Consider the following 21,246-nt stretch of genomic DNA (forward strand, 5'->3'; position numbering starts at 1 on the left):
CGCAGGGCCGGCCCTGCGTGTCTGTTTTCGACGGCAGAAGCATTTATGCCCCGGTTGACGGCAAGCGCCGCAGTGGCACGCGAGCAAAGCACAATTTATGATGAAAAACATGGCGGAACGATGGCACCCTTTGCCAGTCCAACGCTCGCATTTGTTAATTCCCTGGCCTTATCTCGAAGCGAAAAACATGATCAGAATCCTGTCCATTATTGCTGTGCTGAGCCTTGCGGGCTGCGCAACCGCCTCCAACACCTATTTGAAAAATGGCAAACAGGGCTTGAGCATCGACTGCTCCGGCGAGGCGATGTCCTGGGCAAGCTGCTACGAAAAGGCGGACGCATCCTGCGCGGGCACGGGATACGAAATCGTCGGTACGGACGGTACGCCGCAGCCTGCCGAAAGCGAAAAGACGCTGGGTGTAGACGTGGGCAATTACAAAAGTCGTAGCGTACTGGTGGTTTGCAAGTAATCAGGTATGCCGCCCTGTCCGCAACGGACAGGGCCAGCTGATCCTGGCTGAACCATCACCCTGAAATGCACGCCTCGGCAGCGTTCTGAACATCCCTGAAGCGGATGGGCACATTGGAAAGTCGCTCATAAACCTTGATCGTACTTCCACCCGAGCGGCTCTCGACATCGACGACTGCCGCCGGCGACTTGCTGAGCTTTTGCGCCACGATAACCCGCAAGCCGTCGTGACGAGGCTCGATCAGAGGCGGCTTGCGACTGCTGGCGATCTTGCCAACGAAGCAATCGGCGTATTCCTTGGGATTCTTGCCTGACATCACGTTCATGGTGGGCGGCGTATGCTCTATGTCATTCACGGTGGCACAGCCAGTCATTGCCAGAGCCAGGACTACTACAGCCAGTTTCATACAAAGCCTCCAAATAAAGGTCCTACGACAAGCCTGCGCGCAATTAAATCCCGACTTGGGCAATTTTTACGGGAAACACGGCAAATTAGTGCCCACGAACATCAAATTCACTGCCTCACATGCTATCGTTTTGATTTTTCAGAAAAACCCCCATTTCGGAGCCTGTCATGAAATTCGTACACCAGCGTGAGCATCTCAATGAGGACGACCTGGTCGTCATCGAGTGCTCTCAGACCTGCAATATCCGTCTGATGAACGATGCGAACTTCCGCAGCTTCAAAAATGGTGGTCGGCACACCTATCATGGCGGTGCATTTGACACCTTTCCCGCCAAGATCGCTGCCCCGAGCACCGGTTTCTGGAACATCACCATCGATACCGCCGGACGCAAGGCAGACACCAACGCCGGACGCAAACCACCTTTCACCCACAAGATCAAGATCGTCCGGCGCTCGACCTCACGCCTGGGATGATGCAAGGAGTCACCGTGAACAATCCAGCCCCACGCACCACCAAGTTTGCTGTCAGCTACAAGCTCAACGGTGAACGCCGCTTCGAGTTTGCTCAACTGCAATCTGCCTCCATCGAGGAAGCCGAAGCCGCCTTGAAAAAAATGCATGGCCAGAGCGACGATGAGATTACCGATGTCAAGGTCAGCAAGGCTCTCTGAGACGTGCCGGAGCTGACCGATCATGCAACGCAAAGGTGACACACCCGCCAATCTGGATCTGTTTGCCGATCAGACGGCCCAGCCTCCAAGCGACGAGCGCATCGGGCCCGGGTCATGGCTGTTCAGGGGGTTCGCGCTGCCGGCAATGCCACAATTGCTGCCTGCCCTTGAACACACGCTGACACTCTCACCGTTCCGGCACATGCAGACACCCAGTGGCTTGAACATGTCTGCAGCGCTGAGCAGCTGCGGGCAACTGGGCTGGATAACCGACCGTCACGGCTACCGTTACATTGAGACTGACCCGCAGACAGGACAAGCGTGGCCAGCGATGCCGGACGCATTCATGCAACTGGCGCAGGATGCTGCGCTCGCAGCAGGCTATGCCGGCTTCATACCTGACGCCTGCCTGATCAATCGCTACATCCCCGGAGCAAGGATGTCCTTGCATCAGGACCGAAACGAGTACGACCATCGCTGGCCAGTGGTGTCGGTTTCATTGGGTATACCGGCCATCTTCCAGTTTGGCGGCCTGCTGCGCAGCGACAAGACTCAGCGTATCTCACTGTTTCATGGCGATGTCGTGGTCTGGGGTGGTGAGGACAGGCTGCGCTTCCATGGCATTCTGCCGATCAAACAGGCCGGGCATCCGCTGCTGGGCGAGCAACGGATCAACCTGACGTTTCGCAAGGCTGGCCGCGACGGCTGATCATGCCCTCTCAAGCTCGCCCGACGTCCGCGCCAGCGCAGGACAAACGGCTCGATGCAGATTCAATGCAGTATTGATGATGCCGATATGGCTGAACGCTTGAGGAAAATTGCCCAGCATGCGCCCACCCTGCGGATCGTACTGCTCTGCCAGCAGGCCTACGTCATTGCACAAGTCACACAGACGCTTGAACAGCCTTGCAGCGTCATCGGCGCGCCCCAGAAGCACATAGGCGTCAGCCAGCCAGAACGAACACACCAGAAACGTTCCTTCGTGCCCCGCAACGCCATCGACACTGCGCTCATTGTCGTAACGCAGCAACAGGCCGTCCTGCATCAGCGTACGCTCGATCTGCGCGACAGTTCCGACAACGCGAGGGTCTTCCGGTGCGAGAAAACCGGTCAACACAATCTGCAGCAGGCTGGCGTCGACCTCTTTCGAGCCGTACGTCTGCACGAAGCTGCCAAGATCAGGATCAAAACCGTTAAGGCAGACATCGGCATGGATCGCGTCAGCCACGCTCCGGTAATGCCTCGCCAGCGCACGGTCTTCATCATCCTGGGCAGCCTGAGCGATCTGGGTAGCGTTACGGTCGAAAGCCACCCATGCCATGACTTTTGAATGGGTGAAGTGGCGCGGTTCGGAGCGAATTTCCCAGATACCGGCATCCGGCAGGTGCCATATCTTTTCCAGATAGGGCATGACCACCTTGGAGATTGCGACGCTGCGCGGGTGCTGCGGCATACCGCCTCTGAGCGCCTGGATCATGGCATCGGCGACCTCGCCATAGACATCCAGTTGCACCTGAGTAGCCGCGCCGTTGCCAACACGGACCGGCAGCGAGTTCTCGTAGCCGCTGAGCCACGGCAGCTCATACTCCTGCAAACGTCGCTCACCGCCTACGCCATACATGATCTGTATTTGCTCCGGGTTACCGGCAACCGAGCGCAACAACCAGTCTCGCCAGGCAGTTGCCTCCTCGAAATACCCCAGATTCATGAACGCCAGCAGGGTCATGGTGGCGTCGCGCAGCCAGCAATAGCGGTAGTCCCAATTACGCTCACCACCCAATTGCTCGGGCAATGAAGTGGTTACCGCGGCAACAATGCCTCCGGTAGGAGCATAGGTCATGGCTTTCAACGTAATCAGCGAGCGCTTTACCTGCGCCGTCCACGGCCCGACGTCAGGGCAGCGGTCAGAAAACTCCCGCCAGTAGGCAGCCGTGACCTCCAGCGCCTGGTCAGCATCGATCGGCTCGCACAACGGTTCGAAAGACGCCTGATACGCCAGCGTAAATACCTTGCGCTCGCCTTCAGCAACATGAAAACGGCTGGCAGTGTGATGATCCTGAGGATGCAAGGCCACGGGGCTGCGCAAAACCAGCATCTCCGGCCCCGCCACGGCGGTCAGGGTATGGGCATCCTTGCGCTCGACCCAAGGCACGCTGCTGCCGTAGTCGAAGCGAATGGCAAGGTCGACGCCGAACTCGACCTGCCCGGACAGCCCGACAACAATCCGCACCACGTGGCCAGCCGTCTTCATGGGCATGAAGTCGATGAGCATGGCACGACCGTCACGCGTTTCGAAAACGGTTTCGAGAATCAGTGTGCCATTGCGGTAACGGCGCTCGACAGCGGTGACCTCGGCAGTCGGCGCAATCTTCCAGCGCCCCTGGTCATCGCTGCCCAGCAATGCGGCGAAACAGGCGGTCGAGTCGAAGCGGGGGAAACACAACCAGTCCAGCGAACCATCTTTGGCGACAAGTGCCGCTGTCTGACAGTTGCCCAGCAATGCGTAGTCTTCGATCAGTGCAGCCATTCAGAAATGCCCGTAGTGATGATTCGTTAACATACGTTCCCTGCGCTATCAGGCTCAGGCCGGCAGAATGTAACGCCTGATAGCGACGGCGACGCCGTCCTGCTCATTGCTATCTGTAACATGATCAGCCTGTCCCTTGACTGTCTGCTCACCCTGCCCCATTGCAATCGACAAGCCGGCCTTGTGAAACATCGCCACATCGTTGCCGCCATCGCCTATCGCCGCTGTGCGAGGCAGTTCGATTTTCAGATATTGAGCCAGCGCAACCAGCGCCGCGCCCTTGTTGGCCTCCAGCGCGGTCACATCCAGGTAGTACTTTTGCGAGCGAGCGGCCAGAGCCAACCCTTCGATCATCGGGTTGAGCTGTACTTCCAGAGCTTTGAGCAGCTCGAAATCGGCACTCGCTGCAACAATCTTGTCGACACGATCAAGATAGGGCTCGAAACTCTCGACCTGAACATAATCGTAACCCAGCGCGTCACGCTCATGATCGACATAGTCGGCATCAGGATCGAGCAGCAGCCATTGATCGTCGGCAAATACCCAGATGGCAACATCCTGGCCAGTGAACAGCTCAAGACAGACCCTGACGGCTTGCTGATCAATGCGATGAGCTACAAGCAGACTGCCGTCGGGGTGGGTGATCGTGCCGCCATTGAACGCCACAGTGGGCAGATCCACCTGGAGCGCATCGATTACCTGACGCATGGCTCTGGGTGGGCGACTGCTGGCCAGTGTGAAGTGAATGCCAGCCTCGCGCAGATGCCTGATTGCGTCGATATTGGCCTGACTCAGGCTATGGTCGCGGCGCAGCACCGTGCCGTCGATGTCGGACAGCAAGAGCTGTACGGGCAGTTCAGACATTCAATTCTCTCCATTCGCGGCCATCACGACTCAGCAGTTCTTCACCCGCCTCGGGGCCGTCCTTGCCAGCGTCGTACAACTGCACTTCCGGCTGCGCCGCCCATGCATCAAGGAACGGCTGAACGGCACGCCAACCGTTCTCGATGTTGTCGGCACGCTGAAACAGGGTCTGATCACCGGTCAGGCAGTCGTAAATAAGGGTTTCGTACCCCGTGGAGGGTTGCATCTCGAAGAAATCCTTGTAGGCGAAGCCCAGCGCGATATCTTCCATTTTCAGTTCCGGACCAGGACGCTTGGCAAACAGATCGAACCACATGCCTTCGTTGGGCTGGATCTGAATTCTCAGATAGTTGGGCTTCAGCCGGTCGACTTCCGTATCACGAAACTGCGCATAGGGCGCAGGCTTGAAGCAGATGGCGATTTCTGTGCTGCGAGCACTCATGCGCTTACCGGTGCGCAGGTAAAACGGCACGCCCACCCAACGCCAGTTATCGACCATGACCTTGAGCGCAACATACGTCTCGGTGGCGCTGTCGGGCTCTACGCGCTCTTCCTGACGATAGCCGACAACCTCCTTGTCACCCATCACGCCTTTCGCGTACTGACCCCGGACCGAGTTTGCCAGGGCTTCCTCCTGGCTCCAGGGCCGGATGGCACCGACTACCTTGGCTTTCTCGCCGCGAACGGCATCGGCACCAAACGCAGCCGGGGGCTCCATCGCAACCATCGCCAGCAACTGGAAGAGGTGGTTGGGCACCATGTCGCGCAGTGCACCGGTGTGCTCGTAAAAACTGCCACGGGTTTCAACACCTACGGTCTCTGCAGCCGTGATCTGAACATGATCGATGTAATGATTGTTCCAGAACGATTCGAACAGGCCATTGGAAAACCGGCTGACCAGAATGTTCTGTACCGTTTCCTTGCCCAGATAGTGGTCGATCCGGTAGATCTGCTTCTCGCTCATGACCTTCAGGAGGCAGCTATTGAGTTCGACCGCGCTGGCCAGATCCGAACCAAACGGTTTCTCGATGACCACGCGACGAAAGCCGCCTTCGGTTTCCTGCAGTAAACCTGATGAGCCCAGACGCTGTGCCACTTCGCGGAAAAAGCGCGGTGCCGTGGCCAGATAGAACACCGCATTCGCCGTACCGGTGCTCTCGATCCTGGTGGCGATATCCTGATAGGTCGAGTCATCGAGGAAGTCGCCCTGCACATAGCTGATCCGCTCGGCCAGCTTGCTCCACAGCACAGGATCGAGCGGGTCCTTGCCGCCACCGGCAACCTTGCCGGCCGCTTCGTCACGAATGAAATTCTCGAGCTTTTTCGCAAAGTCGGCGTTGCTGATCGCATTGTGATCGACGCCGACGATATGCAGCCCTTCATCTACAAGGCCGTCGCGTGACAGGTTGTAAAGTGCCGGCATCAGCAAACGCTTGACCAGATCACCATGGGCACCGAACAGAAACAGGGTCGTAGGCGGAGCTATCTCGGTCTTTTGCTCGGCGCTGCCACGCGACAGGCCCATTATTTAGGTTCCTTGTGGCCACCAAATCCGAAGCGCATGGCAGACAGCATCTTGTCTGCGTACGAGCTTGCCTGACGAGAGCGGAAGCGCGCAAACAGCGCACTGGACAGCACAGGAACCGGTACAGCCTGCTCGATGGCAGCCTCGATGGTCCAGCGGCCCTCGCCACTGTCGGCAACCGAGCCGGAAAATGCATCCAGTTGTGGGTCTGTCGCCAGTGCATCGGCGGTCAGATCGAGCAGCCAGGACGACACCACACTGCCGCGCCGCCAGACCTCGGCAATATCGGCGGTATTCAGGTCGAAACGCTGTTCAGCCGGCAGATGCTCGGAGTTTTTCTGCTTGAGAAGATCAAAGCCTTCAGCGAAGGCCTGCATCATTCCGTACTCGATACCGTTATGGATCATCTTCACGAAATGACCAGAGCCCGCAGGGCCGGAGTGGATGTAACCACGCTCGGCGCGATCATCGGTCGAAGTCCGGCCTCTGGTGCGCTCGATCGAGCCAAGGCCCGGTGCGAGTGTTGCAAACAGCGGGTCAAGGCGCTCTACGACAGCAGCCTCTCCGCCGATCATCATGCAGTAGCCGCGCTCAAGCCCCCAGACACCGCCTGACGTACCAACGTCGACATAATGCAGGCCTTTTTCGGTAAGCTCCTGAGCGCGCCGAATGTCGTCCTTGTAGAAGGTATTGCCACCGTCGATGATCACGTCATCGGCGTCAAGCAACTGGCTGAGGGTCTGGATGGTTTCCTCGGTCGGCGCGCCTGCCGGGAGCATGACCCAGACAGCACGTGGCTTCTCCAGCGCACCCACCAGCTCCTTCAGGTCTGCGACAGCAACCGAACCGTCATTGGCCAGGGCGTTGCGTGATGCCTCATCACGGTCATACACAACCGTCGTATGACCATTCAACATCAAACGACGTGCAATGTTGCCGCCCATGCGGCCCAGTCCAATAATCCCAAGTTGCATGAAGGTGCTCCTTAAATCGTAAAAAGGTGCCTCGCCTGCCGTCCAGCGCATCGACAGGTTGCGAGCATGCTGATTAGTCAAGCGAGGCGGAACGTCGGTTCCCTTGCGAGAAGATGAAGGCGTCAACGCCCTCCTGTGGTGCATTTTGTCGCGATTAATAAACATTCGCGACAATTAAAAATAAAAAAGTTCCAAAATCATGCAAAAGAAATCAAAATCGGTGCCGATAGAGAGGGTAAGCAGCGGCGCTCATGGATTGAAAGTCATTGCCACGGACCTTTCTGAGGTTGAATCCGCCATTTGCGAGGTGAGCAATGGGCACTGTACTACCAGCACTTGCACCACAAACCCTTTATGTCACGATCCGTCGCGACGAATTGCGCGCATTGAAAGAAGAGCGCGAGCAGCTGCAGAAAAAGGTCGCTCATTTGAGTTCGATACTGCAGCAATCCCAGCTGTCTGCACCAAGCAAGATGCTTCAAGCCTGACCGCCGTTTAACCGTTTATCAACACACTCCGAGGCAAGCCCGATATTCATTCTGGCTTGCCCGCTTGACGCCTGACCTTCCCGACTGCTCCCGCCCTACTTCCCACTGCTCCTTCCCCGCCCGATGTTCTGGTCCGAAGAAGGCTAAGACTGCCGAGTCAATCATCTATAACGTTTTCTGCCAGAACATGGCACGCCCCATTTCAGGGCTCAACTGATAATTGTCAAAACCGAGCTTCCGGTAGGCACCTTGCGCAACCCGGTTGCCTTCAAGCACCTCAAGCGTCAGCTTGCAGCAGCCCCGCTGGCGGGCAATCTCTTCCACCTTGAGCAGCATCTTGTGGCTGATGCCAAGACCCCGGTACTGCGAGACGACTGCTACATCATGAATATTGACCAACGGGCGACAGGCAAAGGTCGAAACCCCCTCGAAGCAGTTGACCAGCCCCACTGGCTCTCCGGAAATGAACGCCAGTACGCTGAACGCATATGGGCGTTTGGCCAACTCTATTGCCAATTGCTGACGAGTGTCGCTCGACAGTGGCTGACCTGTACCCATGACATCCATCGAATATTCGTTCAGGACAAATCCGATCGCATCAGCGTGCACAGGGTTTGTGTAACTCGCTTGCAGTACCAGTACCTCTGGGGCTTCCATTTCCATCCTCGTCAATTCAACGCAGCGTGATTCAGTGAAATCAGTCAAAGCTAATTCGTTCGGGCCAGTATCAAGACTGGAGCGTCTGGCCCGATTCTATCCTGCCCCGCTCCAAAATGTTCCAGTACGGATGTAGGAATTTTCCCGCCACGCCCAGAGATTGACCGCCAGACGCACCCGGAAAAGGCGTGACGCACCGATGGCGCTCATCCGGACTTCTGCGCACCCGTATTTTTTGATGAAAACGAAGCGTCTGACCTTGATTGTCGAACGATCCGACGACCGGTCATGCGCGATCCCTACTGCCAATCACGTCGTTAAAAAGCTCAACGACTGACATCCCGGCCCTTGCAGGATGCCGAACAGTGCGGCGTCAGAGCCCATGCCAGACATTCGCGCAGAAAAAAGTCGAAACTTCTCCAAAACCGCCGGGTCATGTGATTAGAGCATCTATGCTATTGGCTGACATCCGGTTAAGGCGACATCACACCGCTTTGTCACTACGCATGGTCCAAACGGGTATCGATCTTGCGTAGTGCACGTATGTGTACCCGGCCATAGGAAATGGCCAATAAAAATCAAGTGATGCACCAAGACTGTTTTAAGGGGAAAAATCGATGATTAGCGCCGCTGTCAAAACCCAGAAGGGAGAGAGTTTTAACCAGCCTGTCGGCGAGCTGACTCATCTGCCAGTCTTCTCTACCAAGAGCGTTCCTTTGTTGCAATTGCCAACCTCGACCGTTCAGCCAACACCGACCATGTCTCAGGTCCACAGGCGCAAAGTGCTGTTCGTGACCTCGGAACTGGCCGACCTGGTGAAAACCGGTGGCCTGGGCGACGTATCTGCCGCATTGCCGCGAGCCATGCGCCATCTGCACGACGTCCGGGTTCTGATTCCAGGTTATCCGCAAGTAATCAATAGCGGCAATCCGATCCATATCATCAGCCAGCTGGGCGGGCATGCTGCGTTGCCCCCCTGCAAGGTCGGTCGTATGGACATGAAAGACGGCCTCGTGATTTATGTGCTGATCTGTCCTGAGCTTTACGAGCGTGAAGGTACGCCTTACGCCGACAGCACCGGTCGCGACTGGTCCGATAACCACATCCGTTTTGCCCGCCTGGGCCTGGCGGCTGCCGAATTCGCGGCGGGTGAAGTAAAGAGCCAATGGTGCCCCGAACTCGTTCATGCCCACGACTGGCCCGCGGGTCTGGCACCTGCCTATATGCGCTGGCGCGGTCAGTCCACGCCAAGCATCTTCACGATTCACAATCTGGCCTATCAAGGGACGGTAAGTACGGCGTCGAGCCGCGAACTGGGCATTCCGGATGAAGCCATCACCCCTGAAGGCATGGAGTTTTACGGCCAGCTGTCCTTCATCAAGGCGGGCATGGCCTTTGCGAGCCACATCACGACCGTCAGCGCCACCTATGCTCAGGAGATCACCACACCCGAGTTTGGCTGCGGTCTGGAAGGTTTTCTGCAAAGCAAGGCTGACAAAGGCCAACTAAGCGGCATACCCAATGGAATCGACGAGAGCTGGGATGCAGCCACCGACGAACACCTGATTTGCCACTTCGCACCCAACGAGTGGACGCGCAAGGAAATCAATGCCGACTACGTGCGTGAGCTTTTTGAGCTGGATGCCTCGGCCGGGCCTCTGTATGCGGTGGTCTCACGTCTTGTGTATCAAAAAGGCCTGGATCTGACGATCGGCGTTGCCGAACACATCGTCAACAATGGCGGACAGATCGCAATCATCGGACGCGGCGAGCCCGAGGAAGAAGATGCCATGCGCGAGCTGGCCGCACGCTTCCCCGGACGTATCGGGGTGCGTATCGGTTTCAATGAAACCGACGCGCGACGCATGTTTGCTGGCAGCGATTTTCTATTGATGCCATCACGCTACGAACCCTGCGGCCTTAGCCAGATGTATGCACAACGCTTCGGCTCTCTGCCTGTCGCGCGGAACACGGGTGGCCTGGCGGACACGATCGAGGACGGCGTCACCGGCTTTCTGTTCAATGAATCAACCGTTGAAAGCTATACCGAAGCCCTGAATCGCACCTTTCAGGTCTTTGCCCATCCGGAGCTGCTCAACGCCATGCGCTGCCGTGCAATGGCGGCTCCTTTCAACTGGCATCAGGCGGTGGAGCCCTACGCAGATCTCTATCGTGACCTGTTGAAGAAAAATGTGAGCATTTCCAGTAACTACTAGGTTAAGGATCAATGGATGCCACTGCGTACAGACGATAACTGGCGCCACGGCGCCGTTTTGTTGGACCCTGAACACACCCGTTTTGCCCTCTGGGCACCGGATGCCTCCTACGTCAACGTCGAACTGCAGGATGGTCAGTCACTGGCCATGCTGCCCCAGCCGGAAGGCTGGTTCGTAATCGAGGCCCGCTGCGGAGCGGGCACTCGCTACCGCTTCAGGATTAATCACGAGCTGGACGTGCCTGACCCTGCATCTCGTGCGCAGGCCGGTGACGTTCACTCGCACAGCATCGTAGTCGACCCTCAGGCTTATTCATGGCAAAACACTTCGTGGAACGGTCGACCGTGGCACGAGGCTGTGATCTATGAACTGCACGTAGGTGCGATGGGTGGCTACGCAGCGGTAGAAAAACATCTCCCGCGCCTTGCCGAAATGGGCATCACCGCCATTGAACTGATGCCATTGGCACAGTTCCCCGGTGATCGCAATTGGGGCTATGACGGCGTTCTTCACTACGCTCCGCAATCTTCATACGGCACACCGGAGCAGCTCAAACACCTGATCGATACCGCTCACGGTCTGGGTCTGATGGTGATACTGGATGTCGTCTACAACCACTTCGGCCCCGACGGCAACTACTTGGGAAGTTACGCCAAGGAGTTTTTCCGCAGTGACCTGCACACTCCCTGGGGCGATGCCATCGACTTTCGACGCCCGCCGGTACGCGACTTTTTCGTCGACAACGCTTTGATGTGGTTACTTGAATACCGCGTTGATGGCCTGCGTATGGACGCCGTACACGCCATTCGCGACGAGACATTCCTGCCAGAGTTCGCCACCCGTGTGCGCGGGCGCATCGAGCCGGGCAGACATGTCTGGCTGAACCTTGAAAACGAGTTCAACCAGGCCGGTCTTCTTGAAAAAGGTTTCGATGCGCAATGGGATGATGACGGACACAACACGCTGCACGTGCTGCTGACCGGCGAAACCGACGCCTATTATTCCGACTTTGCTCAGGAACCCACGCAAAAGCTTGCTCGCCTGCTCAGTGAGGGTTTTGTCTATCAGGGCGAAAAGACGCGTCACGGGCATGCGCGAGGCGAGCCCAGTGCGCATCTTCCGCCTTCGGCCTTCGTGCTGTTTTTGCAGAACCACGATCAGATCGGCAATCGTGCGCTGGGTGAACGTCTGCCGCAACTGTGCGACCCTGCGGCGCTCAGAGCCGCAACTGCCCTGCTGCTGCTTTCACCGATGATCCCGCTGATGTTCATGGGCGATGAGTGGGCGGCCAGCGAACCATTTCTGTTCTTTACCAGTCACCATGGCGAACTGGCCGACGCGGTACGTGAAGGACGCCGCAAGGAGTTTGCCGACTTCGCAGCATTTGCCGATGCGGAGAAGCGCGAGCACATTCCCGATCCCAACGACGTTAAAACGTTCGAGGCGTCGCGTCCGGCTTTTTCGGCAATGGATCTGGAGACCGACAAAGGTCTGGACCACCGCAGCTGGTTCGACTTCTACACGCAGTTGCTGGCCTTGCGACACCAGGAGATCATGCCGCGCCTGCCCGGTGCGCGTTTCCATAAAACCGATATCCTCGGCGACAAGGCGTTCAGTGCGCGCTGGACCCTTGGTGATGACAGCGAGCTGCGTATCGACCTGAATCTCAGCCAGCACGCCGTGAATATCCTGCCGCCACAAAAGGGCCGGCAGATATTCTCCAACGCCTTAAAATCCTCCGAACTTTCCTCGCCAGCCATCCTCAATCCTTACACGGCCATTGTCAGCCTGACAGCAAGTGATGTTCTGGAGGAACAGGATGAACAATGAGCAACTGGAGAGGCTTGCGACCGAGGCAGGGCTATCGGTGCACTGGGTCGATGCAAACGCTCGGCCGCAGACCGTCAGCCCTGATGTGCTGCGTAAAGTCCTTGAAGCGCTGGGCTACCCTGCTGAAAACGGCGAGGCCATAGACGCCAGCCTTCTACGTCTGCAAAGCGCCAGTCACGGCGCGAGCGCCCCGCCGCTGCTGACGGTCGATACGGACAGTAACCTGGACCTGTCCGAGTGGTTTGAACCGCAAACCCCGTTCATCCTGCACCTTGAAGACGGGTCTTCACTGGGTGCAAAGCTGACAGCCCATGCAGAGCTTCCGGCACTGGCACCGCCCGGCTATCAGCAGCTGGAAATTGCCGGACAACACCTGACCATTGCCGTCGCACCGAAAACCTGTTTCAGCATGGCAATGGCCAGCGAAACCAACACGCCACGCGGCTGGGGGCTGACCGCTCAGCTTTACAGTCTGCGTCGCGACGGTGACGGAGGTTTTGGCGACACCGAAGCACTGGAGAAGGTCGTACGCGCTGCGGGCGAGCGGGGAGCCGATGCCTTGGGCATCAGCCCTATCCACGCCATGTTTGCCAATGACCCGCACCGTTATAGCCCCTATTCACCGTCCAGCCGGCTTTTTCTGAACAGCCTTTATGCGTCACCGGGTGCCATCCTCGGTGAGGGTGCCTGGCGTCAGGCTGTCGAGGATGCCCGCGTTGGCGAGGAAATGAAACGGCTCGAAACGCAGTCGTTGATCGACTGGCCGGCCGCCGCCAATGCCAAGTGGAAAGCATTGCACAAACTGTATGAGGTGTTCAGTGCAGGTGATCACCCCTTGCACGAAGATTTCAACAGCTTTCGCCACAGCGGTGGCGAAGCGCTGGAAAATCATTGCCGCTTCGAAGCGCTGTGTGCCGAGTCCGATACGCTGGGCATTGGCAACAACTGGCATGACTGGCCGACAGAATTCAAAGACCCTCGCAGTGAAGCGGTGGCAGCATTCGCCAAAACACATAGCGAACACATTGGTTTTCATGCGTTCGCGCAATGGCTTATTGCTCGCGGTCTGGAGCGCGCGCAGGTTGCAGCGCGCAGCAGCGGCATGCGCATCGGCCTGATTGCCGATCTGGCAGTCGGTGCCGATGGTGCCGGCAGTCAGGCGTGGAGTCGTCAGGACGAGCTGTTGTCGGCTTTAACCGTAGGTGCACCACCCGACATTCTCAACCGAGCAGGACAGAGTTGGGGAATTTCTGCATTTTCGCCGGATGGTCTCAAACGTAACGGGTTTCGCGCCTTCATTGAAATGCTGCGCGCCAACTTCGCCCATGCCGGTGGCCTGCGAATCGACCACGTCATGGGGCTGCAACGGTTGTGGGTTATTCCGCAGGGATCACCGCCCAGCGAGGGTGCTTACCTGAATTTCCCGTTGGATGACATGCTTCGCCTGTTGAGCCTGGAATCCTGGCGGCATAAGGCAATTGTGCTCGGTGAAGACCTTGGCACCGTACCCGAAGGCCTCAGCGACAAGCTCAGCGCCCGTGCCATTCTGGGCATGCGCGTACTGCTGTTCGAGCAAAATAACGGCCAGTTCAAACCGATTCTCGACTGGTCGGATCAAGCCCTGGCCACCACCAGCACGCACGATTTGCCTACTCTGGCAGGCTGGCTCAGCGAACTGGATATCGAGTGGAACGCGCGGCTCGGTCACATCGATGAACAGCACGAATCCCAGTGGCGAGAAGAGCGCGTGCGGGAATATGAAAGCCTGCGTCGTGCCTTGAGTCAGAACATCGACAGTCTGCCGTCCGACAGCGAAGATCCGGACCAGATTATCGATGCAAGCGTTCGCTATCTGGGCCATACGCGCGCTCCACTGGTGTTGTTGCCAATGGAAGATGCGCTGGGTGTCGAGGAGCAGGCCAACCTGCCCGGCACCATTGACAGCCACCCCAACTGGCGCAGACGTCTTCCCGGCGATGCGGCCTCCTTGCTTGATAACCCGAATGCTGCTCGAAGACTGGAATTGCTCTCTCAATCCCGGCTGCAAGCTGCGGAGCGCGATCAATGACCCGTCCAATCCAGCCCCTGCGCGCCACCCAGCGCCTGCAATTTCATAAAGACTTTACACTCGACGACGCAGTGCCCCTGGTGCCCTACTTCGCCAGCCTCGGTATCAGCCACGTGTATGCGTCGCCGCTGCTCAAGGCAAGGGCCGGCTCGATGCACGGCTACGACGTAGTCGATCCTACTGTCATCAACCCCGAGCTGGGCGGCGAGCCGGCCCTGCTGCGCCTGGTGTCCGCCCTGCGCGAACACGGCATGGGGTTGATCCTCGATATCGTCTCCAACCACATGGCTGTGGGGGGTGCAGACAACCCATGGTGGCTGGACTTGCTGGAATGGGGCCGTCGCAGCCCATATGCGGAGTTTTTCGACATTCAGTGGAATTCGCCGGACCCGCTACTGGAAGGTCAGTTGTTGCTGCCATTTCTGAGCAGCGACTACGGCACCGTCCTGCAGGCAGGAGAAATCCCGCTGCGCTTTGACGCTGGGCACGGCTGTTTTTATATCGAGCATTACCAGCATCATTTCCCGATCTGTCCGTTAACCTACGATTCGTTACTGCAGGCAGCGCAACACCCGCAACTGAACGAAATGAGCCAGCGTTTTACGGCGCTGGCTCAGTACCCGCAAGCTTATGAGCGCGCGCGTCAGGTCAGAACCGAGCTGGCCGAACTGGCAAAGGATACACAGGTGCTCAAAGGCATCGAACAGATCCTCGCGCACTTCGACTCCAGCACGCCGGAAGGCTTTCAGCGTCTGCATCAGTTACTGGAACGTCAGCACTATCGACTGGCCAGCTGGCGTACGGCCGGTGACGACATCAATTGGCGGCGTTTTTTCGATATCAACGAACTGGGTGGCCTGCGTGTAGAACGACCGCAGGTATTCGAAGCCACCCACGGCAAGATATTCCAGCTGATTGCCGACGGGCTGGTAGACGGGCTGCGTATCGACCATATCGACGGGCTGGCCAATCCACGTGGCTACGGCCGCAAGTTGCATCGCCGGGTCAAAAGCCTGCTCAAGCTACGCCCTGCGGAGGCACAAATTGATCATCTGCCCATTTTCGTCGAGAAGATTCTGGGTCCCGACGAGCCGCTGCGTGAAGACTGGAGCGTAGACGGCACGACCGGCTACGAGTTCATGAATCAGGTTTCGCTGCTGCAACACGACCCCAAGGGCAAAGAGCCGCTGGGAGAGCTGTGGAGTCGCCTGACAGAGCGTACCGCAGACTTCGACCAGGAAGTGCTGGTTGCCCGGGATCTGGTCCTGCATGGCACGCTGGCGGGCGATTTCGAGAACGTGGCGCAGTCGTTGCTGCAGGTTGCACGCAGCGACCTGATGAGCCGTGACCTCACACTGGGTGCAATTCGCCGGGCCTTGCTGGCGCTGGTGGTCAATTTTCCTATCTACCGTACCTACATTTCGGTGTGCGGCCGGTCAGCGGAAGATGACCGTTATTTCCAGCAGGCAATGGAGGGGGCTCGCTTGACCCTGAACGAAGGCGACTGGCCGGTACTGGATTACCTGGCGCGCTGGCTGGGAGGTGAATCGTGGCGAAAACTCCCGCGCGGACCGTTGCGCGAGCTCTACAAGAATGCGTGCGTACGCTTTCAGCAACTCACCTCTCCGGTCGCCGCCAAGTCGGTTGAAGACACCTCGTTCTACCGGTCAGCAGTGCTGCTGTCGCGCAACGACGTGGGATTCCACCCGCAGCATTTCAGTGCGCCGGTCGAAGACTTTCACCAGGTCTGCCTGGAGCGTCTGGAGAAGTTTCCCGATAACCTGCTGACTACGGCGACGCATGACCACAAGCGTGGCGAGGATACACGCACACGCCTTGCAGTGCTGAGCGAATGTGCCCCGTGGTATGCCGAACAGGTAGAGCGCTGGAGACAGTTGGCGATGCCCCTCAAGGGGGACGAACCGGCCATCAGCGCGGGCGACGAACTGATGCTCTATCAAGCGCTACTGGGTAGCTGGCCACTTGATCTTGAGGGCGAAGACGCCCACAAGGCATACGCCCAACGTATGGTGCAGTGGCAGGAAAAGGCCCTTCGCGAAGCCAAACTGCAAAGTAGCTGGAGCGCACCGAACCAGCCCTACGAAACTGCCTGCAGGGAGTTTCTCGAACGCTTGCTGCTGGCTCCGGAAGCAGTCGCGTTGCGTCAGTCCCTGAGCGCGACGGCCAATCGCATTGCGACCGCCGGAGCGCTCAACAGTCTGGCGCAAACCTTGCTACGCTTGACCGTGCCCGGTGTTCCCGATTTGTATCAGGGCACCGAGTTCTGGGATTTCAGCCTAGTGGATCCGGACAACCGGCGACCGGTTGATTACGCAGCTCGGCAAAAAGCGCTGGCAGAAGAAGCCAGCGCTGCCGAACTGCTCGATCACTGGCAGGACGGTCGCATCAAACAGGCGCTGATCGCGAAGGTATTGAACCTGCGGGCCACGTATCCAACGCTGTTCAGTGAGGGCCGTTATCAACCATTGGAAATAAAGGGTAGCCACGCTGAACACGTGATGGCTTTTGCCCGGGAAACGCAAGGAGTGCGCGCTATCATCGTAGTCCCACGCACAAGCAGTGAACTATTAGGTACTGCGCAAACTCCATTGATTAATGCTGCCCATTGGAGCGACACGCGGATTATTCTGCCGTTTGCCGACTCCGGATCTGACTGGAAAGGACTCTTTTCCGACGTTGCCGTAACGAACGATCGGGAGATACCGCTCAGTGCAGCGCTTGAAAGATTTTCCGTCAATATGCTTATTCAAACTATGTAATAGCTGGGAGTCTCAAGATGAGTGCCGACGAAAAAAGAATTCGCGATTTTGCCTACCAAATCTGGGAATCGGAAGGTAAGCCTTCCGGACACGACGAGCGTCACTGGGAAATGGCACGCAAACTTGCAGAAGCCGAAGCCCTGGCACCGAACAAGTCCAGTGTGCGTAAATCGAGCAAGCCCAAGCTGCCCGAAGTAGACAGCGCCAAGGCTCCTGCCAAGAGCGCAGCCAAGCCTGCCGCCAAGGCAGCGCCAGCGGCCAAACCTGCTGCAAAACCGGCGACCGAAGCGAAGCCCAAGCCAGCAGCCAAGGCCGCACCGAAGCCTGCACCCAAGGCAAAGCCTGCCGCCGCCACGTCAACTGATGCCCCAGCCAAACCTGCTGCCAAGAAGCCACGCAAGCCGTCGAATTCTTGAAACTCTTCTGGCCGGGCACCGGTCAATTGTTGCAGGTCTCGCTCTGATCGGAGATGAGGCCTGCTACACCCCCATACTTTAATCGTCAATATTGAAGTCTTTACGGCTTCGATAGCGGTCTTGGCCGCTCAGAAAATCATTCGACGTCAGGAAGTCATCATGAATACGAAGTCCACTACACCGGCAGAAGACAAGTCGGCCCAGCAAGACAATCCAGGCAATACCCCGTCTCGCATTCGTGAAGGACTTCCCTTTCCGCTCGGTGCCAGCTGGGATGGCCTGGGTGTCAACTTCGCACTGTTTTCGGCCAATGCGACCAAGGTAGAACTGTGCCTGTTCGACTCGACCGGTGAAATAGAACTTGAACGCATCGAACTTCCGGAATACACCGACGAGACGTACCACGGCTATTTGCCGGACGCCCACCCGGGGCTGATCTACGGTTACCGCGTTTACGGTCCTTACGACCCGAAGAACGGTCACCGCTTCAATCACAACAAGCTGCTGATCGACCCCTATGCCAAGCAGCTGGTTGGCGAACTGAAGTGGTCGGAGGCATTGTTCGGTTACACCATCGGTCACCCTGACGGCGACCTGAGCTTCGACGAGCGCGACAGTGCGCCGTTCGTACCAAAAAGCAAAGTGATCGACGAAGCTTACACCTGGGGCCGTGATCAACGCGTTGGCACGCCGTGGGACAAGACGATTTTCTATGAAACCCATGTGCGCGGCATCACCATGCGCCACCCTGAGGTTGCGGAGGAACTGCGCGGTACGTTTGCCGGTCTCGGATCAGCTCCGGTAGTCGATCACATTCGCAAGCTGGGCGTGACCTCTGTCGAGCTGCTGCCGATTCATGCGTTCGTCAACGATCAACACCTGCTGCAAAAAGGCATGACCAACTACTGGGGCTACAACAGCATTGCGTTTTTCGCTCCAGACCCGCGTTACCTGGCAAGCGGCAAGATTGCCGAATTCAAGGAAATGGTTGCGCACCTGCATCATGCCGGGCTGGAGGTCATCCTCGATGTGGTCTACAACCACACTGCCGAAGGCAACGAGCTGGGCCCTACCCTGTCCATGCGCGGTATCGACAATGCCTCCTATTACAGGCTGATGCCGGACGACAAGCGCTACTACATCAACGACTCGGGCACCGGCAACACCCTCGACCTGAGCCATCCATGCGTACTGCAGATGGTCACTGACTCCCTGCGTTACTGGGCTTCGGAAATGCACGTCGACGGCTTCCGCTTCGACCTGGCAACTATTCTCGGCCGCTACCATGACGGGTTTGACGAACGCCACAGCTTCCTGGTGGCCTGCCGTCAGGATCCGGTGCTGCGTCAGGTGAAACTGGTTGCAGAGCCTTGGGATTGTGGCCCGGGCGGCTATCAGGTCGGTGGCTTCCCACCGGGCTGGATGGAGTGGAACGACAAGTTCCGTGACACCGTACGGGCATTCTGGAAAGGCGACGAAGGTCAGTTGGCAGACTTCGCTGCTCGCATGACTGCCTCGGGCAACATGTTCAACCAGCGCGGCCGCCGTCCACAGGCGTCGGTGAACTTCATTACTGCGCATGACGGTTTCACGCTGCACGACCTGGTGTCGTACAACGACAAGCACAACGAGGCCAACGACGAAAACAATCAGGACGGCAGCAATAACAACCTGTCCTGGAACCACGGCGTCGAAGGCCCGACCGAAGATCCGGAAATCAACAGCCTTCGTCTGCGTCAGATGCGTAATTTCTTCGCCACATTGCTGCTGGCACAAGGCACGCCGATGATCGTGGCCGGTGACGAGTTCGCACGTACTCAGCATGGCAACAACAATGCCTACTGCCAGGACAGTGAAATTGGCTGGATCAACTGGGATCTGGACGAGGACGGCGCAGCGTTGCTCAAATTCGTGACCCGCGTGATCAAGCTGCGTCAGACTTACCCGATTCTGCGTCGCAGTCGCTTTCTCGTAGGTGATTACAACGAAGAAATCGGCGTCAAGGACGTTACCTGGCTTGCTCCGGATGGCAACGAGATGAGTGTCGAGCAATGGCACGATGCCAATGGCCGTTGCCTGGGCATGCTGATGGATGGCCGCGCGCAGGAAACCGGTATCCGTCGTCCAGGTGCCGACGCTACGCTGCTGCTGGTTGTCAACGCGCACCACGACGGTGTCAATTTCAAGCTGCCGGAAGTGCCTGAAGGTACTCATTACGAATGCCTGATCGACACAAATCAGGATGATGCGCGCAGCAAGGAACACTTTGCATTTGGCTCGGAATATACCGTCACCCCCCGTTCGCTGCTGTTGTTCGAACTGAAGCGTGAAGACCAGCAATGATTGATGCCTTGAGTGAGTTCCTCGACTGGCGCAAGCACGGTTATGCCGATACGCGTGCGCTGGGCGAGTGCTTGCAGGCATTGGTCAACGAGGGTCTGGATCAACTTCCCCTGCCTGCCAGCGGTCAGACACTTGAGCGCTGGCGGGCGCTGGCCTGCGTTGCAGGCCACGATCTGGGGTTGTGCAAGTTATACGAGGGGCACACCGACGCCTTGGCGATCATGGCGGAGCTGGGTGCCCCGCCACCCGAACAATTCAGCACCTGGGGCATGTGGGCGGCAGAGCCACCACAGGCACGGGTGAGTATCAGCGGTTCCGGCGATTCGCTTCGCCTGAACGGCCGCAAGGCATGGTGCTCCGGTGCTACGGCGCTGAGCCATGCATTGATCACCGCATGGGACGAGGAACAACGCCAGCAACTGGTCGCAGTACGCCTAGATCAACCCGGCGTGCATATGACCGGCGATGGCTGGCGCGCAGTGGGCATGGGTGCCACCGGCAGTATCGACGTGATGTTCGAGCGCGCCACCGCCCAGATTGTCGGAGCGCCCGGTGGCTACCTGGAACGCCCCGGTTTCTGGCAGGGCGGCATTGGCATCGCGGCCTGCTGGTACGGCGCCTCGCGCTCGATCGCTCAGCGCTTGCTGGCACAGGTCGGCAAACGCGAAGAGCCGCACGCCCTTGCGCACCTGGGTGCGGTGGATGTATCGCTGCAGGCCGCGATCGACGTACTGCGCGCGGCCGCGGCTCATCTGGACCAGGCACCGACTGAAAATGCCGAAGTGCTTGCCAGACGCTGTCGCGCTTATGTAGAGCAAGCCGCCGAGCTGGTGATTCAACATGTAGGCCGCGCTGTCGGTGCCGGTCCTTATTGCAAAGACCCCCACTTTGCCCGATTGATTACCGACCTGCCGGTCTTTCTGCGCCAGAGTCATGCCGAACAGGACCTTGCTGCATTGGGTCAATTGACGGGTAAACGGCTACCTCCTGCACGGACGTGGTCACTGTGAGAG

At 58.0% G+C, this 21,246-nt stretch carries 18 protein-coding genes; 12 read left to right on the forward strand and 6 right to left on the reverse strand.

What is annotated here, in order from left to right; genetic code table 11:
- Positions 1-187: 187 nt before the first annotated feature.
- Complete coding sequence (locus tag ALO80_RS04435; protein WP_054988313.1) at positions 188-469, forward strand: hypothetical protein; 282 nt, start codon at positions 188-190, stop codon at positions 467-469.
- 55 nt (positions 470-524) lie between these two features.
- Here ALO80_RS04435 and ALO80_RS04440 read toward each other — a convergent pair whose 3' ends face one another.
- Positions 525-875, reverse strand: coding sequence for a hypothetical protein (locus ALO80_RS04440; protein ID WP_002553291.1), 351 nt, complete (start codon positions 873-875; stop codon positions 525-527).
- 167 nt (positions 876-1,042) lie between these two features.
- Here ALO80_RS04440 and ALO80_RS04445 point away from each other — a divergent pair, with 167 nt between their 5' ends.
- From ALO80_RS04445 to alkB, 3 genes are read left to right on the forward strand one after another with little or no spacing between them, the layout of a single operon-like run.
- Positions 1,043-1,348 carry a DUF1883 domain-containing protein gene (locus ALO80_RS04445; RefSeq protein ID WP_054988304.1) on the forward strand — a complete coding sequence of 102 codons (306 nt, stop codon included), beginning with the start codon at positions 1,043-1,045 and terminating at the stop codon, positions 1,346-1,348.
- Between the two features lie 14 nt (positions 1,349-1,362).
- On the forward strand, positions 1,363-1,545 hold the full coding sequence (locus tag ALO80_RS04450) for a hypothetical protein (RefSeq protein ID WP_082427628.1): 183 nt from the start codon (positions 1,363-1,365) through the stop codon (positions 1,543-1,545).
- Positions 1,546-1,567: 22 nt separating this feature from the next.
- On the forward strand, positions 1,568-2,254 hold the full coding sequence (alkB, locus tag ALO80_RS04455; RefSeq protein ID WP_055008091.1) for a DNA oxidative demethylase AlkB: 687 nt from the start codon (positions 1,568-1,570) through the stop codon (positions 2,252-2,254).
- On the opposite strand, the gene ALO80_RS04460 is transcribed toward alkB, so the two are convergent.
- The 4 genes from ALO80_RS04460 to gnd are packed head-to-tail and all read right to left on the reverse strand — an operon-like array spanning position 2,255 to position 7,435.
- The gene (locus tag ALO80_RS04460; protein ID WP_055008092.1) at positions 2,255-4,072 is read right to left on the reverse strand and encodes a glycoside hydrolase family 15 protein; all 1,818 of its coding nucleotides are present in this window, start codon (positions 4,070-4,072) and stop codon (positions 2,255-2,257) included.
- A 54-nt stretch (positions 4,073-4,126) separates the two neighbouring features.
- Positions 4,127-4,936: a Cof-type HAD-IIB family hydrolase gene (locus ALO80_RS04465; protein WP_055008093.1), complete on the reverse strand. Its 810-nt coding sequence runs from the start codon at positions 4,934-4,936 to the stop codon at positions 4,127-4,129.
- Complete coding sequence (gene zwf / locus ALO80_RS04470; RefSeq protein ID WP_055008094.1) at positions 4,929-6,461, reverse strand: glucose-6-phosphate dehydrogenase; 1,533 nt, start codon at positions 6,459-6,461, stop codon at positions 4,929-4,931. The genes ALO80_RS04465 and zwf overlap by 8 nt, the downstream gene beginning before the upstream one ends.
- Positions 6,461-7,435, reverse strand: a complete 975-nt coding sequence (gnd, locus tag ALO80_RS04475) for a phosphogluconate dehydrogenase (NAD(+)-dependent, decarboxylating) (RefSeq protein WP_054988298.1) — start codon at positions 7,433-7,435, stop codon at positions 6,461-6,463. Before gnd ends, zwf begins: the two co-directional genes overlap by 1 nt.
- A gap of 314 nt (positions 7,436-7,749) precedes the next feature.
- On the opposite strand from gnd, the gene ALO80_RS31540 reads away from it, so the two are divergent.
- Entirely contained in the window at positions 7,750-7,923 is a 174-nt protein-coding gene (locus ALO80_RS31540; protein WP_061447442.1) for a DUF6026 family protein, read from the forward strand.
- Between the two features lie 165 nt (positions 7,924-8,088).
- Here ALO80_RS31540 and ALO80_RS04480 read toward each other — a convergent pair whose 3' ends face one another.
- The gene (locus tag ALO80_RS04480; RefSeq protein ID WP_055008157.1) at positions 8,089-8,580 is read right to left on the reverse strand and encodes a GNAT family N-acetyltransferase; all 492 of its coding nucleotides are present in this window, start codon (positions 8,578-8,580) and stop codon (positions 8,089-8,091) included.
- Between the two features lie 617 nt (positions 8,581-9,197).
- Here ALO80_RS04480 and glgA point away from each other — a divergent pair.
- The 7 genes from glgA to ALO80_RS04515 all read left to right on the forward strand — a co-directional run bounded on the left by glgA (position 9,198) and on the right by ALO80_RS04515 (position 21,243).
- Positions 9,198-10,796, forward strand: a complete 1,599-nt coding sequence (glgA, locus tag ALO80_RS04485; RefSeq protein ID WP_055008095.1) for a glycogen synthase GlgA — start codon at positions 9,198-9,200, stop codon at positions 10,794-10,796.
- A gap of 15 nt (positions 10,797-10,811) precedes the next feature.
- Positions 10,812-12,626, forward strand: a complete 1,815-nt coding sequence (gene treZ, locus ALO80_RS04490) for a malto-oligosyltrehalose trehalohydrolase (RefSeq protein ID WP_055008096.1) — start codon at positions 10,812-10,814, stop codon at positions 12,624-12,626.
- Entirely contained in the window at positions 12,616-14,694 is a 2,079-nt protein-coding gene (gene malQ, locus ALO80_RS04495; protein ID WP_055008097.1) for a 4-alpha-glucanotransferase, read from the forward strand. Before treZ ends, malQ begins: the two co-directional genes overlap by 11 nt.
- Positions 14,691-17,474, forward strand: coding sequence for a malto-oligosyltrehalose synthase (locus ALO80_RS04500; RefSeq protein WP_055008098.1), 2,784 nt, complete (start codon positions 14,691-14,693; stop codon positions 17,472-17,474). The genes malQ and ALO80_RS04500 overlap by 4 nt, the downstream gene beginning before the upstream one ends.
- A 17-nt stretch (positions 17,475-17,491) precedes the next feature.
- Positions 17,492-17,890, forward strand: a complete 399-nt coding sequence (locus tag ALO80_RS04505; RefSeq protein WP_054988292.1) for a DUF2934 domain-containing protein — start codon at positions 17,492-17,494, stop codon at positions 17,888-17,890.
- A 159-nt stretch (positions 17,891-18,049) separates the two neighbouring features.
- Positions 18,050-20,233 (forward strand): glycogen debranching protein GlgX, encoded by a 2,184-nt coding sequence (glgX, locus tag ALO80_RS04510; protein WP_055007129.1) that lies wholly within the window; start codon positions 18,050-18,052, stop codon positions 20,231-20,233.
- Complete coding sequence (locus tag ALO80_RS04515; RefSeq protein ID WP_055008099.1) at positions 20,230-21,243, forward strand: acyl-CoA dehydrogenase family protein; 1,014 nt, start codon at positions 20,230-20,232, stop codon at positions 21,241-21,243. Before glgX ends, ALO80_RS04515 begins: the two co-directional genes overlap by 4 nt.
- Positions 21,244-21,246: the final 3 nt, after the last annotated feature.

Source organism: Pseudomonas caricapapayae (assembly GCF_001400735.1).
Taxonomy (GTDB): Bacteria; Pseudomonadota; Gammaproteobacteria; order Pseudomonadales; family Pseudomonadaceae; genus Aquipseudomonas; species Aquipseudomonas caricapapayae.